A 16,208-nucleotide genomic window follows, 5' to 3' on the forward strand; every position below is an offset into this window, starting at 1 on the left:
GGGGCCTTCGCCGTGCCTGCCGAAGCCCTAGGCTCCCTCCCATGCCCCCGGCGAAGAAGCGCACCCGGACCTACGACCCCGTGAAGACCCGTACGGCGGTTCTCGCCCAGTTCGGGAACGTACGGGCGGCCGTGCGTACCCTCACGCCCGAGCAGCTCGCGCTGCCCACCCGGCTCGGGGAGTGGACCGTACGGGACCTGGTCGCGCACACCGGGGCGGCCCTCATGGCCGTCGGCCGGTTCCTGGACCGGCCAGAGCCGGCGCGGCAGGACGCCACGGTGCTCGACTGGCCGTCCGGGACCTCGGCCCGCTCCGGGGCCGTCGCCGACCTGGCCCACCGGCTCGCGGAGCGGAACCCGGACCTCGACGCCCTCCTCGCCGAGACCGGACGGGACTTCGAGGAGCGGCTCGCCGAACACCCCGGCACCCGGCTGCTGGGCACGAACGCCGGCGCCATGCCGCTGGCCGACTACCTGGTCACCCGTGCCGTCGAGCTCGTCGTCCACACCGACGACCTGAACGCCGCCGTGCCGTCCCTGGACGTCCCCCAGGACCGCCAGGCCCTCGCCGCCTGCACCCGCCTGCTCGCCGACGCGCTCGCCGTGAAGGCGCCCGGCGGCTCCACGGAGGTGCGGATCCCGCCGTACGCCGTGGTGCAGTGCGTCGAGGGGCCCCGGCACACCCGTGGCACCCCGCCCAACGTCGTCGAGACCGACCCGCTGACCTGGATCCGGCTGGCGACCGGGCGGCTTGCCTGGAAGGACGCGCTCGACGCGGCCCGGGTCAGCGCGAGCGGGGAGCGGGCGGACCTCGGCGGACTGCTGCCGCTCCTGGCGTAGGCCGAGCGGGCCCGGTCTGTCGTACGGAGTCGGGTTCTCGCCACGCGAAGGGTGTGCGAAGGCTCACTCGTGTCCACGGAACGAGCAGTTCCGGGTCGCCCCGTCGCACCGCCCGACCGTCCGTCCGATCCGGATGGCAACGCGCTGACCTGCGAGAACGCCGAGATCCTCCAGTCGGCCACCGACGAACGGCCAGTTACCGTGGAGTATCGCCAATTCGGACCAGTGGTCGATCTCGCCTACACTCGGTGGCGTGCCACGTGGTGACGGTCGACTCAGTCATGATCTGCTCCCCGGCGAGAAAGGCCCCCAGGACGCTTGCGGCGTCTTCGGTGTCTGGGCTCCCGGCGAAGAGGTCGCCAAGCTCACTTACTTCGGGCTCTACGCCCTCCAGCATCGGGGTCAGGAATCCGCGGGAATCGCGGTCAGCAACGGCTCCCAGATCCTCGTCTTCAAGGACATGGGCCTTGTCTCCCAGGTCTTCGACGAGACCTCGCTCGGTTCGCTCCAGGGTCATATCGCGGTCGGACACGCCCGCTACTCGACCACCGGCGCCTCCGTGTGGGAGAACGCCCAGCCGACGTTCCGTGCCACGGCGCACGGTTCCATCGCGCTCGGTCACAACGGCAACCTGGTGAACACGGCGCAGCTGGCCGAGATGGTCGCCGAGCTGCCCAAGGACACCAACGGCCGCTCCACCCGGGTGGCCGCCACCAACGACACCGACCTCCTCACCGCCCTGCTGGCGGCGCAGGTCGACGCCGACGGCAAGCCGCTGACCATCGAAGAGGGCGCGCACGCGATCCTTCCGCAGGTCAAGGGCGCCTTCAGCCTCGTCTTCATGGACGAGCACACCCTCTACGCCGCCCGTGACCCGCAGGGCATCCGCCCGCTGGTCCTCGGCCGCCTGGAGCGCGGCTGGGTCGTCGCCTCCGAGTCCGCCGCCCTCGACATCTGCGGCGCGAGCTTCGTCCGCGAGATCGAGCCCGGCGAGTTCGTCGCGATCGACGAGAACGGCCTGCGCACCTCTCGATTCGCAGAAGCGAAGCCCAAGGGCTGTGTCTTCGAGTATGTGTACCTGGCCCGCCCCGACACCGACATCGCCGGCCGCAACGTGTACCTCTCCCGGGTGGAGATGGGCCGCCGGCTGGCGAAGGAGGCCCCGGTCGAGGCGGATCTCGTCATAGCGACCCCGGAGTCCGGCACCCCGGCCGCGATCGGTTACGCGGAGGCGTCCGGCATCCCCTTCGGCGCCGGACTGGTCAAGAACGCCTACGTCGGCCGGACCTTCATCCAGCCCTCGCAGACCATCCGCCAGCTCGGCATCCGCCTGAAGCTGAACCCGCTCAAGGAAGTCATCAAGGGCAAGCGCCTGGTCGTGGTCGACGACTCGATCGTGCGCGGCAACACCCAGCGGGCCCTGGTCCGCATGCTCCGCGAGGCGGGCGCGGCCGAGGTCCACATCCGGATCTCCTCGCCGCCGGTGAAGTGGCCCTGCTTCTTCGGCATCGACTTCGCCACCCGCGCCGAGCTCATCGCGAACGGTATGACGATCGACGAGATCGGCACCTCGCTCGGCGCCGACTCCCTGGCGTACATCTCCATCGACGGCATGATCGAGGCGACCGCCATCGACAAGCCGAACCTCTGCCGCGCCTGCTTCGACGGCGAGTACCCGATGGAGCTCCCGGACCCCGAACTGCTCGGCAAGCAGCTCCTGGAGACCGAGCTGGCCGCCGGGCCCGCCGCCACGGCCGCGACCGACGCGATCCGTCGCCCGTAGCGACCCGCCATACCTGCCGTACGACACGAAAGTTCTCACCGTCATGTCTGAGACAACTGGTGCCAGCTACGCAGCCGCGGGCGTCGACATCGAAGCGGGCGACCGCGCCGTCGAGCTGATGAAGGAGTGGGTGAAGAAGACCCAGCGCCCCGAGGTCCTCGGCGGCCTCGGCGGTTTCGCCGGACTCTTCGACGCCTCCGCCCTCAAGCGTTACGAGCGCCCCCTGCTCGCCTCCGCCACGGACGGCGTCGGCACGAAGGTCGACATCGCCCGTCAGCTGGGCGTGTACGACACCATCGGCCACGACCTGGTCGCGATGGTCATGGACGACATCGTGGTGTGCGGTGCCGAGCCGCTGTTCATGACCGACTACATCTGCGTCGGCAAGGTCCACCCCGAGCGGGTCGCCGCGATCGTCAAGGGCATCGCCGAGGGCTGTGTGCTGGCGGGATGCGCCCTGGTGGGCGGCGAGACGGCCGAACACCCCGGCCTGCTGGGTCCGGACGACTTCGACGTCGCGGGCGCCGGTACGGGCGTCGTGGAGGCCGACCGGCTGCTGGGTGCGGACCGGATCCGCGAGGGTGACGCCGTGATCGCCATGGCGGCGTCCGGGCTTCACTCCAACGGGTACTCCCTGGTCCGGCACGTCCTGCTGAACCAGGCCGGCCTGTCGCTGGACGCGCGGATCGAGGAGCTCGGCCGCACGCTGGGCGAGGAGCTCCTGGAGCCCACCAAGATCTACTCGCTGGACTGCCTGGCCCTGACCCGCACCGCCGACGTGCACGCCTTCTCGCACATCACCGGCGGCGGACTCGCGGCCAACCTGGCCCGGGTGATCCCGGACGGCCTGCACGCCGTCGTGGACCGCTCCACCTGGACCCCGGCGCCGATCTTCGACCTCGTCGGCCGGACCGGCGACGTGGCGCGGCTGGAGCTGGAGAAGACCCTGAACATGGGTGTCGGCATGATCGCGATCCTGCCCGAGGAGTCGGCGGACGTGGCGCTGGCGACGCTGGCGGACCGCGGGGTCGAGGCCTGGGTCGCCGGTGAGATCACCGCCCGCGGCGAGCACACGACGGGTGCCGAGCTGGTCGGCGACTACGCGGTCTGAGACGGGCAGATCCCATGGACGACAGCACGAAACCCGGTCCGGCGCTGATGCCCCGGACCGGGTGAAGTGCAGTTGCTACGAGAGCCGCGGAAACTGCCGGAGTCGCTGCTGCGTCAAGCGCCGCGACGATGTTGCGACGAAGGACCGGACTCGTCGTCCTCGTCCTCGTCGTCATCGTTATACAGATCCGCGTACTGCGCGTACGGGTCGTCTTCTTCGTCGTCGTCCTCGAACGGCTCGCCGTTCGGCGGCTGGCTCGAAGTCGATGCGCCCAGCTCGCTGGCCAGACGCGACAGGTCAGTCCCACCGCTGTTGTACTTCAGCTGGCGGGCGACCTTCGTCTGCTTGGCCTTGGCCCGGCCGCGCCCCATGGCTCGACCCCCTCGGTGACGGGGCTCGACGGCCCCAGAGTCTGACACGCGTTCATGATCCGGAACGGACTCTCCGTAGAGAGGCCGGTCCGTAGGGCTTCCACGGTACCTGAGCCCGCGCCCATACGGTACGTCGCCCGCAGGACGCGCGTGTGCGCAGGGCCTTCGAGGCGCCCTGTCCTCGCTGGTCAGTGGCGATTTTAACCACTTATCCGGGCACGACCCGCCGGTGGACGTGAGAGTTCTCTCGAAGTTCCCGCCGGCGGGTACCGCCCGAGGCCGCGAGCACACCTGGCGTGTGCTCTTGGATCAGTGCGCCGCGCGCCCCTCGGCCATCCGCTGCTCGGCGATCCGGTCGGCCGCCGCGGCCGGCGGAATCCCGTCTTCCTTCGCACGTGCGAAGATGGCCAGCGTGGTGTCGAAGATCTTCGCGGCCTTCGCCTTGCACCGCTCGAAGTCGAAGCCGTGCAGCTCGTCGGCGACCTGGATGACCCCGCCGGCGTTCACCACGTAGTCCGGCGCGTAGAGGATCCCGCGGTCGGCGAGGTCCTTCTCCACGCCCGGGTGGGCGAGCTGGTTGTTGGCCGCGCCGCAGACGACCTTGGCGGTCAGCACCGGCACGCTGTCGTCGTTCAGTGCGCCGCCGAGCGCGCAGGGGGCGTAGATGTCGAGGCCCTCGGTCCGGATGAGGGCGTCGGTGCCGGAGACCGCGGTGACGCCCTCCGGGTGCCGGTCGAGGATCCGCTGCACGGCGTCCTCGCGCACGTCCGTGATCACGACCTGGGCGCCCTCCGCCCGCAGGTGCTCCACCAGGTGGTGGCCGACCTTGCCGACACCCGCGACGCCGACCGTGCGGCCGCGCAGCGAGGGGTCGCCCCACAGGTGCTGGGCACTGGCCCGCATGCCCTGGTAGACACCGAAGGCGGTCAGCACCGAGGAGTCGCCGGCGCCGCCGTTCTCGGGCGAGCGCCCGGTGGTCCAGCGGCACTCGCGGGCGACGACGTCCATGTCGGCGACATAGGTGCCGACGTCGCAGGCCGTGACGTACCGGCCGCCCAGCGAGGCGACGAACCGGCCGTAGGCGAGGAGCAGTTCCTCGGTCTTGATCAGGTCGGGATCACCGATGATCACGGCCTTGCCGCCGCCGTGGTCGAGACCGGCCATGGCGTTCTTGTACGACATCCCGCGCGCGAGGTTCAGGGCGTCGGCGACGGCCTCCGCCTCGGACGCGTACGGGTAGAAGCGCGTACCGCCGAGGGCCGGGCCCAGAGCGGTGGAGTGGATGGCGATGACGGCCTTGAGGCCGCTGGCGCGGTCCTGACAGAGCACGACTTGCTCATGACCCCCCTGGTCCGAGTGGAACAGGGTGTGCAGTACATCAGCGTGCGCGCCGGTTACGTCGGTCACTGTGGTGACTCCTGGGTAAGTAGCGGCTTGGAGACCAGCTCCCTGGGTTCCCCCGCGCTTTTGGCAGTGGGGGAGGGGGGCGGGCGCTGTGGCACGAGAGTAGAGCCTGCCTCGGTCCGCCGGCCTCCCGGTGCTCGGGATCACCTCCTCCCGGAGTAGTGCCGTGCGACGATTTGCATGGTTTTCCCATGTGTCGGGGTGCGGTCCGGCCGTTTTCCGGGTCGATCCGCGGGGGAGGGAGCAGGCGTGCCCAAGGTGTCCTCGGTGATCGTCCCGTACGCGACCTATCTGCGCGTCTACGAACCGCTGGCCGCCTTCCCGGAACCGGAGCGCAGCCACTGGGCGCGCTACGCCCGGCGCGAGACGCGCCCCTCGTACCAGGACGAACTGCGCCGCTCGCTGGCCGACCTGCTGCCCACCCCGCCGGTCCCGGTGCCGGTGCACGAGAGCGGCGACGCGTTCGTGCTGGACGTGGAGGGGGTGCTGTGCGTCTGCCCCTGGCGCACCCGGCTGCGCGGCTGGCAGGCGCTGGAGGGACTGCCCGGGGAACTGCCGCGGACGGTCCTGGACGCCGTGCTCCCACCGCTCGTACGCGGCCAGGCCGCCCAGGACTACGAGCGCTGGCTGGCCCGCAACCCCGACGCCCGCCCCTGGATCCGCACGGCGACCTGGCAGGTGCCGCTGAACTGGTTCGTGCTCGTGTCCGACGAGGAGCGGGAGTACGCGAAGGGGGCCGGCGCCGCCGAGGGCGAGCCGCCCGTGCTGCGCTACCGCACCCCGATGGTGCAGGCGCGGCGCCGGGTCGCGCGGGCGCTGCGCACGCTGCGGGACGCGATCGACGAGGGGCCGCTCGTCGACGGCCTGGTGGACGTGGGCCGCTGGCTGGAGGAGTTCCATCCGCGTTCGCTGGTGGAACTGGACTACGGCGGACTGGTGCACACCCTGCCGGCCGGCGCGCTGGAGGACGACCACTCCGCCGCGGACGTGGCCGAGGGGATCGACGCACTGCGCCGCGGTGACGGCTCCGCGGCGGGCGAGGCGTACGGCCGGCTGGTGGAGCGGTGGCGCTCGGTACGGGACCGGCGTTCGGCGAACTGACGGTTCGACAGCACCCGAGGGTGACGTAGATCACGATCGAAAAATGCTGCGAACGACGTACGGTCTACCGAACTTCGGGAAGGTGCCGGGACGTAGGTCCTGATACGGGCTTTCGTGTCAAGGGTGACAGACCGCACTTACCCGTCTCTTGCGTCCCTTGCCCCTCCCCGTGCCAAAATAGGACAAGGAGCCCGGGGAAGGCTCCGTCTGTCCAACTATGCTCCACCGTGGGCGGAATCTCAGCATCACGCAGTTTGGGATGTCTGGTGACTCCTGATCGCCCTGTGACTGATCGTCACAGTGGCGTGACTGTCCGCTATGGCATGGTCCATCGGCTTCCGTCGCTGATGGACACCTGGGAGGGCAATTCCATCGGTTTGGCCGACGCGGCTGGACAGATGGTGTAGTTGTAGTGCCGAGGACAAGCCGTTCGTCCTATAACCGACTCGACTCGCGTCTGCCATTTCGGGCAACGCGGGTCAAGGTGCAGAATTTAGAGGAAAGAACCGAGAAGGTTCGGTTCTCCCGAGGAGGCCGCTCATGACCGCTCGCACCCCTGATGCCGAGCCGCTGCTGACCCCGGCTGAGGTCGCCACCATGTTCCGTGTCGACCCCAAGACGGTCACGCGGTGGGCGAAGGCCGGCAAGCTGACATCCATCCGCACGCTCGGCGGTCACCGCCGTTACCGCGAGGCTGAGGTCCGCGCTCTGCTCGCGGGCATCCCGCAGCAGCGCAGCGAGGCCTGATCAGCCCGAACAACTGAATACCGGGCACGGTGACAGGTCCCCAACCCGTCGAACGGCCCGAAACCCACAGCTCCAAGCGACGCGGGTCCTGCCCCAACAGGCCCCCCGCCCAAGCGTTCAGGCAACAGAACCGGGTGCGTCGTGGATCGCGCTGGACTCCGCCGGGTCCAGCGCGATCTTTTTTTGTGCCCGGAAGGCGCCCCCGAAGGCGTCGCCGAATCGCCTCGGCGGCGCTCCGGGGTGGGCCTTGTGATGCCCCTGTGGGCGATCTGTGGTGCCGCTTGACGACCCGTCCGGCTCTCGGCGGCCGGCCTGTGAGCGGCCTTGTCGGAGTCTGGGGAGGGCTGTCGGATCTGCTGTGCGTGACCGTCCGGACCAGTGCAATGGCACATATTAAATTGACTGGTTGTAGGACTCGGGTAAATTCCGCGGTTTCAAAAAATCATGCAGTGACACCCGTCACATGCCAGGGGCCTTGTTGCCTCTGGCTCGTGTGCGCTAGTGAAACGGGTCACGGTGCGGGTCGCGCCGTCGCGGGACGGTCGTCCGCGGCGGCCTCCGCGGAGTCCTCCGCATCCGGGGGAGCGGTGTCCATCGCCAGCCGCAGCAGCCGGTGGCAGACGGGGCAGTGCCGGGTCAGATGCCGGTAGGACGACGCGGCCGCCAGATGCGCACGGAGCAACGCCCGCGTCTCGTGCCTGACCGACGACGCCGCCATGCGCCCACCTCCGGGATCCACGCGGGAAGGTGCCCTGCTCTCTGGGTACTGGTCGAGAGTGACGGCGTCAAGACGGCATGGGCGGGCGCGAGACAGGGGCCGCTCCGCCCCCGGGGAGCCCGGACTGCCGTTCCTGGCCCGGGTGGTGGCCGAGGGAGCCGTCGCTGGGCCGACGGGTGCGGGCTCCGGCGGGCGGTCGACGTGAGCCCCGGCCCCGCCGGGACCCGCCGCACGGGAAAACGACCGAGGCCCGCTTCCCTCGGAAGGGCGCGGGCCTCGGTCGATCAATGCGGTCCTGACGGGATTTGAACCCGCGGCCTCCACCTTGACAGGGTGGCGAGCACTCCAAACTGCTCCACAGGACCAGGTTTCGCGGCGCTTTTCTTCGTTGCGCTGCGAGACAGACTGTACAGGAGGGTGAGCCCCCTGGTCGAACTCACCCAGCGTACGGCTCCCGTCACGGGGCGGCCGCGTCGATCGCCTTCACGATCCGCTTGTCCGAGACGGGGTACGCCGTGCCCAGCGCGTGGGCGAAGTAGCTGACCCGGAGCTCCTCGATCATCCAGCGGATGTCCAGGACGGCGGAGGGCACCGGGCGGCCCTGGGGCAGTTGCTCCAGCAGCCAGGCGTACTCGTCCTGCATCTCGTGGACCTTCTCCATGCGGGTGGTGTCCCGCTGGACGTTGGTCGGCATCTGCTGCAGCCGCCGGTCGACGGCCACCAGATAGCGCATCAGGTCGGGCAGGCGCCGCAACCCGGTCTCCGTGACGAAGCCGGGCCGTACGAGGGCGTCCACCTGCTTGCGCACGTCCTGGAGGTTCGCCAGCAGCACGGTGCTGCGTACGCCCTTCAGCCGGCGCTCACAGGCCTGCCAGGCGGCCAGTACCTGCTGCACCTGACCGACCGTGCGGACCGTGGTGTCGACGATCTCGGCGCGCACCTTGTCGTACAGCTTGCGGTGCGACTCCTGGTCCCAGGCCGGGCCCCCGAAGTCGGCGATCAGCTTGTCCGCCGCCGCCATCGCGCAGTCGTCGAACAGGGCCTGGATCGAACCGTGCGGGTTCGCCGACAGGGCGAGCTTCTGGGCGTTCGTCAGCTTCTCGGAGGCGAACTTGGCCGGGTTCACCGGAATGTTGCGCAGGATCAGCCGCCGGGCGCCCTTCCACATGGCCTCGGCCTGCTCCGCCTCGGTGTCGAAGAGGCGTACGGAGACCGTGTCGCCGTCGTCGACCAGCGCCGGGTACGCCTTGACCGGCTGGCCGGCCCGGCGGGTCTCGAAGACCCGTGTGAGCGTGCCGATGCTCCAGTCCGTCAGACCCTTGCGCTCCAGGGACTCGCCGCCCTGGCGTTCGGCGGTGGCCGCCGCGGCCTGGGAGAGGGCCTGGCGGGCCTTGGGCCTGAGCCGGAGCTTCAGGGCTTCCAGGTCCTTGTCCTCGGCGAGCTTGCGGCGCCGCTCGTCGACGATCCGGAACGTGACCTTCAGGTGGTCCGGGAGTCTGCCCCGGTCGAAGTCGTCGGCCTCGAAGGGCACCCCGACCATCCGCTTGAGCTCACGCGCCATGGTGGTGGTCAGCGGCTCCTGCAAGGGCACGGCCCGCTCCAGGAAGGCCTTCGCGTAGTTCGGCGCGGGCACGTAGTGGCGGCGGATCGGCTTCGGCAGGGAACGGATCAGCTCGGTGACCACCTCCTCGCGCAGGCCCGGGATCTGCCAGTCGAAGCCCTCGTCCGTGACCTGGTTGAGGACCTGGAGCGGGACGTGCACGGTCACACCGTCCGCGTCCGCGCCCGGCTCGAACTGGTACGTCACCCGGAACTTCAGCGGCCCCTGCCGCCAGGAGTCCGGGTAGTCGGCCTTGGTGACCGCCTCCGCCGACTCCCGGATGAGCATCTCCCGCTCGAAGTCCAGGAAGTCGGGCTGCTCATGGCGCTTGTGCTTCCACCAGGAGTCGAAGTGGGCGCCCGACACGACGTGTTCGGGGACCCGCTGGTCGTAGAAGTCGAAGAGGGTGTCGTCGTCGACCACGATGTCCCGGCGCCGGGCGCGGTGCTCCAGCTCCTCGACCTCGCTGAGGAGCTTGCGGTTGTCGGCGAAGAACTTGTGGTGCGTGCGCCAGTCCCCCTCGACCAGCGCGTTGCGAATGAAAAGTTCGCGGGAGGTCTCCGGATCGATCCGCCCGTAGTTGACCTTCCGCTGGGCGATGATCGGCACGCCGTACAGCGTGACCTTCTCGTACGCCATCACGGCCGCCTGGTCCTTCTCCCAGTGCGGCTCGCTGTAGGTGCGCTTGAGCAGATGCCCGGCGAGCGGCTCGATCCACTCCGGCTCGATCTTCGCGTTGACGCGGGCCCACAGGCGGCTGGTCTCCACCAGCTCCGCCGACATCACGAAACGCGGGGGCTTCTTGAAGAGGGCCGAGCCGGGGAAGATCGCGAACTTGGCGTTGCGGGCGCCGAGGTACTCGTTCCTGCCCCCGCCCCGGCCGCTCTCGCCGCCGGTCTCCTTCACGTCCTTCATCCCGATGTGGGAGAGCAGACCGGCCAGCAGCGAGACGTGCACGCTCTGCTCGGCGGCGTCGTCCTCGTTGGGATGGATCCCCAGCTGCCGGGCGACCGTGCGCAGCTGGGTGTAGATGTCCTGCCACTCCCGGATGCGCAGGAAGTTCAGGTACTCCTGTTTGCACATCCGGCGGAAGGCGGAGGAACCCCGCTCCTTCTGCTGCTCGCGGATGTAGCGCCAGAGGTTGAGATAGGCGAGGAAGTCGCTCGTCTCGTCCTTGAAGCGGGCGTGCTGCTGGTCGGCCTGGGTCTGCTTGTCGGCCGGGCGCTCGCGCGGGTCCTGGATGGAGAGCGCGGCCGCTATGACCATGACCTCGCGGACGCAGCCGTTCTTGTCGGCCTCCAGGACCATGCGGGCCAGTCGCGGGTCGACGGGCAGCTGGGCGAGCTTGCGGCCGGTGTCGGTGAGCCGCTTGCGCACGTCCTTCTGCGCCGGGTCGAGAGCGCCGAGCTCCTGGAGCAGCTGGACGCCGTCGCGGATGTTGCGGTGGTCCGGCGGGTCGATGAAGGGGAACTTCTCGATGTCGCCGAGGCCGGCCGCGGTCATCTGGAGGATGACGGAGGCGAGGTTCGTGCGCAGGATCTCCGCGTCCGTGAACTCCGGCCGGGCCAGGAAGTCGTCCTCGGAGTACAGCCGGATGCAGACACCGTCGGACGTACGGCCGCAGCGGCCCTTGCGCTGGTTGGCGCTGGCCTGGGAGACCGCCTCGATGGGCAGCCGCTGGACCTTGGTGCGGTGGCTGTAGCGGGAGATACGGGCGAAGCCGGGGTCGATGACGTACTTGATGCCCGGCACGGTCAGCGAGGTCTCGGCGACGTTGGTCGCCAGAACGATCCTGCGGCCGGTGTGCGGCTGGAAGACGCGGTGCTGCTCGGCGTGCGAGAGCCGGGCGTAGAGCGGCAGCACCTCGGTGAACCGGTAGTTCTTCTTGACCAGCGCGTCCGCGGTGTCGCGGATCTCGCGCTCGCCGGAGAGGAAGACCAGGATGTCGCCCTTGCCCTCGGCCTGGAGCTCCTCGACGGCGTCGCAGATCGCGGTGATCTGGTCGCGGTCGGCGTCCTCGGAGTCCTCCTCCAGGAGCGGGCGGTAGCGCACCTCGACCGGGTAGGTGCGCCCGCTGACCTCGACGATCGGGGCGTCGCCGAAGTGCCGGGAGAAACGCTCCGGGTCGATCGTCGCGGAGGTGATGACCACCTTGAGGTCGGGCCGCTTGGGCAGCAGCTGGGCAAGGTAGCCGAGCAGGAAGTCGATGTTGAGGGACCGCTCGTGGGCCTCGTCGATGATGATCGTGTCGTAGGCGCGCAGCTCGCGGTCGGTCTGGATCTCGGCGAGCAGGATGCCGTCCGTCATCAGCTTCACGAAGGTGGCGTCCGGGTTCACCTGGTCGGTGAACCGCACCTTCCAGCCGACGGTCTCCCCGAGCGGGGTGTCCAGCTCCTCGGCGACCCGCTCGGCGACGGTACGGGCGGCGATCCGGCGGGGCTGGGTGTGCCCGATCATGCCGCGCAGGCCACGCCCCAGCTCCATACAGATCTTGGGGATCTGCGTGGTCTTTCCGGACCCGGTCTCACCGGCGACGATGACGACCTGGTGATCGCGGATGGCGGCCGCGATCTCGTCCTTCTTCTGGCTGACCGGCAGCTGTTCGGGATAGGTGACGGCCGGCACGCGGGCGCGCCGCGTGGCCATCCGCTCCTCGCCCCTGGCGACCTCCGCCTCTATCTCGGCGAGGACGGCGGCGCGGGCCTCCGGGTTGCGGATCTTTCGCGCGCCTTCGAGCCTGCGCCCGAGCCGGTGCGCGTCGCGCAGGCTCAGCTCGGTCAGGCGGGGGGCGAGGGCGCCGAGGGCGGGGGCAGGGTGCGTAGACATACGCGGTCCAGGATCTCATCCCGGCCAAATCCGTGGCGAACCCTTTTGCCCCCGGCGTGGGGACCGGGTCAGGGGGCGCGCTGGGCCGGGGGTGCGGGTGGGGGTGCGTCGGGTGCCGTGCCCGGCGTGGCGGTCGGCGCGGTGGCGGGCACGGGTGCGTCGGAAGGTGCCGGTGCGGGTGCGTCGGCGGGCGCGTCGGAAGGCACGGGGGTGGCCGGTGCCGGTGTGGCGGGTGCGGGCTCCCGGCGGGGGCCGTCTCCCAGGGCGATCGAGCGGGCGGTGTTGGATACGGCCTTGATGCCGAGATAGGCGGTGGTCATCCCGCTGATCGCGGTGAACGCGGCGGTCAGCACACCGACGATCACGGCCTGGTCGCCGCCGAGCCGCCAGACGCCGAAGACCGCGACGCCCGAGATCGCGACGATGCTGACGACGACGGCCATCAGGCCGTAGCGGGCCCGGTCCTTCTCTAACTCGGTGTCCCGCATGTCACCGGTCCTGCTCCGCACCATCGTCCGCGCCCCTTCAGCACCGCGCCGGCCGGTGCACACCGACCGGGCATACAACGTTCAGGCATACAACGTTCAGGCATACAAGGATCGGGCATACAACGACAGGAGCCTCATCCGTACGGATGAGGCTCCTGACTTGTGGCTGGGGCCGGGGTCGAACCGGCGACCTATCGCTTTTCAGGCGATCGCTCGTACCAACTGAGCTACCCAGCCACGAGATTTCCGAGGAAATCTCAGCGGTCCTGACGGGATTTGAACCCGCGGCCTCCACCTTGACAGGGTGGCGAGCACTCCAAACTGCTCCACAGGACCTTGCTGTTGTGCGCGATCTTACTTGCGTAAGTGTCGCACACCGTACTGCGTGCCCCCAACGGGATTCGAACCCGTGCTACCGCCTTGAAAGGGCGGCGTCCTAGGCCGCTAGACGATGAGGGCTATCGGCCCGCCTGCGCGCTTCTCAGCGCGTCGGGGACGTCATGAGCATATGGGATGGCGGGGGGTATCGCCAAAACGGTTTACGGGGAGGTCGCGGAGGGGCCGGGAGAGCCGCCCTGGACAGGGGTCCGGGACCCGGTCGGCGACGGCCTGGAGGAGGGCGCCGGGGACGCCGTGGGGGAGGGTGCCGAGAGTGTCGGGGAGGGCGCCGCCCCCGGCTGGTTCTCCTCCGGCAGGTGACGGCTGACCTCGGCCGTGGTCAGGCCCAGACCGCCCAGCCGGATCTCGTCCCAGGCCTGGAGGCGCCGGGTGCCGCGGTCGAAGTAGAGGATCGACGCCTCGATCGGGTCCGGGTACCTGCCCTCGACGGCGCGCAGCCCGCTGCCGCCGGTGGAGCCCTCCACCCGCAGCCGGGTGCCGTTCTTCATGACCTCCGTCTCCTCGTGGTGCACATGGCCGGCCAGCACGAGCGGCACCTCGCCGTCCGTGACGCGCGCCGCGAAGGGCTCGTGGACGATCGCCACGTCGGCCGGGGTCCCGGCGGCCCGCTGGTCGCGAAGGGCCGAGGCCAGCCGGGCGCCCGCCAGGTACTCGGCCGGGTCGCCGCCCGGCCGCGCCGAGCGGTCGGGCGTGAACTGCGGGTCGCCGATGCCCGCGAAGCGCAGGCCCGCGACGGTCTCGGCCCGGCCGTCGTCGAGGACGTGCACGTTCTTCATGCGCTCCAGATAGCGCTGGGTCAGCGGGGAGTCGTGGTTGCCGCGGACCCAGACGTAGGGGGCGCCGAGGTCGGCTATCGGGTCCAGGAAGGCGTTCTCCGCCGCCGTGCCGTGGTCCATCGTGTCCCCGGAGTCGACGATCACGTCGACCTTGTACTGCTCCACCAGCGACGCGATGATCTTCCAGCTCGCCGGGTTGAGATGGATGTCCGAGACGTGCAGGACCCGGATCGTGCTCGGGTCCGGCGAGTAGGCGGGCAGCGTGGAGGTGACGTCGTAGAGCTTCGTCACGTTCGTCACCAGACGGGCCAACTCCTGCTGGTAGACGTCGAACTCGGTGACGATGCTGCGCGCGTCGCCCACCAGGGAGGGCGCGGAGGACAGCAGGCCCGAGAACCTCGGCTCCAGGACCGACTCGGGGTTCCAGGTGGCGTACGCCGTCCCGCCGCAGGCCGCGAGCAGGGTCAGGGCCAGCCCGCCGGCCGCGAGGGCGCGCCGGGGGCGGCGGTAGACGGCGAGGCCGAGGGCGGTGGCGCCGGAGACGACGGCGACGCAGGAGCGCGCGGCCAGGTCGAGCGTGCCGTGCTCCACGTCCCGGGTGACCTCCTCCTGGAGGCCCGTGATCCGCTCGGGGTGGTCGACCAGGGCCCGGGAGCGGACCGGGTCGAGCTGGTCGACGTTCACGTCCAGCCGGACCGGGGCGGCATGGCTGTCCAGGCTCAGCGCGCCCAGCGGGGAGACATTGATCTTGGTGCCGCCGGTGAGGGAGGGGCGCAGGGTCATCGTGGTGTCCATGGGGCCCACCGGGACCCGTACGTTCCCCACGACCAGCAGGCCCAGCCAGGCCCCGGCCAGGACCACGGTGACCAAGCCCAGGGCGCGGGCCCAGGGGCGCGGCTGCGGGACGAGCTCGACGGAGAGCCGGGGCAGGGGCCGGGGGCGACGGCCGGCCCGGCGGCGGGCGAGCGCGCGGGGCCCTCCGGGCACGCGGGGCCTTCCGGGCGTGCGGGGCCCGGGTATGCGGTTCAGGGCGGCGGCGATGCCGTGGGCACGGGCGGGGACGCGGACCATTGGGCCCGTATGCCCGGGTCCCCGGTCGGGTATGCGGGCGTCAGCCCCAGCCCAGTTCGTGCAGCCGCGCGTCGTCGATGCCGAAGTGGTGTGCCACCTCGTGCACGACGGTGACGGACACCTCCTCCACCACGTCCTCGTCCGTCTCGCAGTGGCGCAGGGTCGGGCCCCGGTAGATCGTGATGCGGTCCGGCAGGACGCCCGCGTACCACTCCCCGCGCTCCGTGAGGGGGGTGCCCTCGTACAGGCCGAGGAGCTCGGGGTCGTCGGACGGCGGTTCGTCCTCGACGAACACCGCCACGTTGTCCATGACCCGCGTCAGCTCGGGCGGGATCCGGTCCAGGGCCTCGCTCACCAGTTCTTCGAACCTGTCGCGCGTCATCTCCAGCACACCGCCATTGTCGGGGACGACCGGGCGGAGCGGGGGGTTTGGGCGCGTCCCGTGCGGTCCGCGCGGACCGTGGCCGGGTGCGGCCGACGGGCCGGGGCCGGGTGCGGCGTGCGGGCGCGTGTCCTACGGCGGCGGCGGGAGTTGAACACATCGACTTCTTCGTCCACCCGGAGGTGGCTTCCGTGCGCCCCTTGAACGTATCCGTCCGCCTGGCCGTGGCGGTCATGGTCGTGGCCGGCGCGGCCGGCTGTGTGAGCGTGGGCGACGACGACGGGAGCCAGGCCAGACCGTCGCACTCGGCGGGACGGCAGGGCGGCGGCGCCGGTGGTGGCGACCAGGCCGGCGGCGGTGGCGTGGTCGGCTACGAGGACGGGTCCGGGCACGGCGGGCACGGCCGCGGCGGGCACGGCGGGCGGCAGAGCGGGAAGCCGGAGTCCCCGTCGGCCTCGCCGTCGGCGGGCCCCGGCGCGAGCGCGAGCGCCTCGGCGTCCGGCCGGCCGGGGCGGAGCGTGCCGCCGGGCGTGCCCTCGCCGACCGGGGCGCCGCCGGTGCCGACGGGGACCACCCCGGCGCAGGAGCCGTC

Annotated in this window: 13 protein-coding genes and 4 tRNA genes; 6 read left to right on the forward strand and 11 right to left on the reverse strand. The window is 70.6% G+C overall.

Annotated elements, in window-relative coordinates:
* Positions 1-41: 41 nt before the first annotated feature.
* The 3 genes from ABT085_RS30860 to purM all read left to right on the forward strand — a co-directional run bounded on the left by ABT085_RS30860 (position 42) and on the right by purM (position 3,733).
* On the forward strand, positions 42-839 hold the full coding sequence (locus ABT085_RS30860; protein WP_351615162.1) for a maleylpyruvate isomerase family mycothiol-dependent enzyme: 798 nt from the start codon (positions 42-44) through the stop codon (positions 837-839).
* Between the two features lie 253 nt (positions 840-1,092).
* A complete protein-coding gene (gene purF / locus ABT085_RS30865; RefSeq protein WP_351615165.1) occupies positions 1,093-2,622 on the forward strand; it encodes an amidophosphoribosyltransferase in 1,530 nt (509 codons plus the stop codon).
* Between the two features lie 43 nt (positions 2,623-2,665).
* Positions 2,666-3,733: a phosphoribosylformylglycinamidine cyclo-ligase gene (gene purM / locus ABT085_RS30870; RefSeq protein ID WP_351615168.1), complete on the forward strand. Its 1,068-nt coding sequence runs from the start codon at positions 2,666-2,668 to the stop codon at positions 3,731-3,733.
* A 113-nt stretch (positions 3,734-3,846) separates the two neighbouring features.
* Here the strand turns inward: purM and ABT085_RS30875 are convergent, their stop codons facing one another.
* Positions 3,847-4,104 carry a DUF3073 domain-containing protein gene (locus tag ABT085_RS30875; RefSeq protein WP_152893018.1) on the reverse strand — a complete coding sequence of 86 codons (258 nt, stop codon included), beginning with the start codon at positions 4,102-4,104 and terminating at the stop codon, positions 3,847-3,849.
* A 309-nt stretch (positions 4,105-4,413) separates the two neighbouring features.
* Positions 4,414-5,511 carry a Leu/Phe/Val dehydrogenase gene (locus ABT085_RS30880; protein ID WP_351615171.1) on the reverse strand — a complete coding sequence of 366 codons (1,098 nt, stop codon included), beginning with the start codon at positions 5,509-5,511 and terminating at the stop codon, positions 4,414-4,416.
* A 246-nt stretch (positions 5,512-5,757) separates the two neighbouring features.
* On the opposite strand from ABT085_RS30880, the gene ABT085_RS30885 reads away from it, so the two are divergent.
* The gene (locus ABT085_RS30885) at positions 5,758-6,609 is read left to right on the forward strand and encodes a DUF8083 family protein (protein ID WP_351615174.1); all 852 of its coding nucleotides are present in this window, start codon (positions 5,758-5,760) and stop codon (positions 6,607-6,609) included.
* A 540-nt stretch (positions 6,610-7,149) separates the two neighbouring features.
* On the forward strand, positions 7,150-7,356 hold the full coding sequence (gene bldC, locus ABT085_RS30890) for a developmental transcriptional regulator BldC (RefSeq protein WP_003949541.1): 207 nt from the start codon (positions 7,150-7,152) through the stop codon (positions 7,354-7,356).
* A 511-nt stretch (positions 7,357-7,867) separates the two neighbouring features.
* Here the strand turns inward: bldC and ABT085_RS30895 are convergent.
* The 9 genes from ABT085_RS30895 to ABT085_RS30935 form a co-directional block, all read right to left on the reverse strand.
* Complete coding sequence (locus ABT085_RS30895) at positions 7,868-8,074, reverse strand: DUF6274 family protein (RefSeq protein WP_351615177.1); 207 nt, start codon at positions 8,072-8,074, stop codon at positions 7,868-7,870.
* 290 nt (positions 8,075-8,364) lie between these two features.
* Positions 8,365-8,439 (reverse strand) — tRNA-Asp (locus ABT085_RS30900).
* 92 nt (positions 8,440-8,531) lie between these two features.
* The gene (gene hrpA, locus ABT085_RS30905) at positions 8,532-12,500 is read right to left on the reverse strand and encodes an ATP-dependent RNA helicase HrpA (protein ID WP_351615180.1); all 3,969 of its coding nucleotides are present in this window, start codon (positions 12,498-12,500) and stop codon (positions 8,532-8,534) included.
* Between the two features lie 68 nt (positions 12,501-12,568).
* On the reverse strand, positions 12,569-12,988 hold the full coding sequence (locus ABT085_RS46785) for a hypothetical protein (RefSeq protein WP_502982838.1): 420 nt from the start codon (positions 12,986-12,988) through the stop codon (positions 12,569-12,571).
* A gap of 163 nt (positions 12,989-13,151) precedes the next feature.
* Positions 13,152-13,225: transfer RNA gene (locus ABT085_RS30915), tRNA-Phe, on the reverse strand.
* 24 nt (positions 13,226-13,249) lie between these two features.
* A tRNA-Asp gene (locus ABT085_RS30920) sits at positions 13,250-13,324 on the reverse strand.
* 50 nt (positions 13,325-13,374) lie between these two features.
* Positions 13,375-13,447: transfer RNA gene (locus ABT085_RS30925), tRNA-Glu, on the reverse strand.
* A gap of 80 nt (positions 13,448-13,527) precedes the next feature.
* Positions 13,528-15,234 (reverse strand): metallophosphoesterase family protein, encoded by a 1,707-nt coding sequence (locus ABT085_RS30930; RefSeq protein ID WP_351615182.1) that lies wholly within the window; start codon positions 15,232-15,234, stop codon positions 13,528-13,530.
* A gap of 40 nt (positions 15,235-15,274) precedes the next feature.
* On the reverse strand, positions 15,275-15,625 hold the full coding sequence (locus ABT085_RS30935; protein WP_351615185.1) for a metallopeptidase family protein: 351 nt from the start codon (positions 15,623-15,625) through the stop codon (positions 15,275-15,277).
* A gap of 191 nt (positions 15,626-15,816) precedes the next feature.
* Here ABT085_RS30935 and ABT085_RS30940 point away from each other — a divergent pair.
* On the forward strand, positions 15,817-16,208 hold a 392-nt coding region (locus ABT085_RS30940), incomplete at its 3' end, for a hypothetical protein (RefSeq protein WP_351615188.1).

The organism is Streptomyces sp. NPDC002265, assembly GCF_040296125.1.
GTDB lineage: Bacteria > Actinomycetota > Actinomycetes > Streptomycetales > Streptomycetaceae > Streptomyces.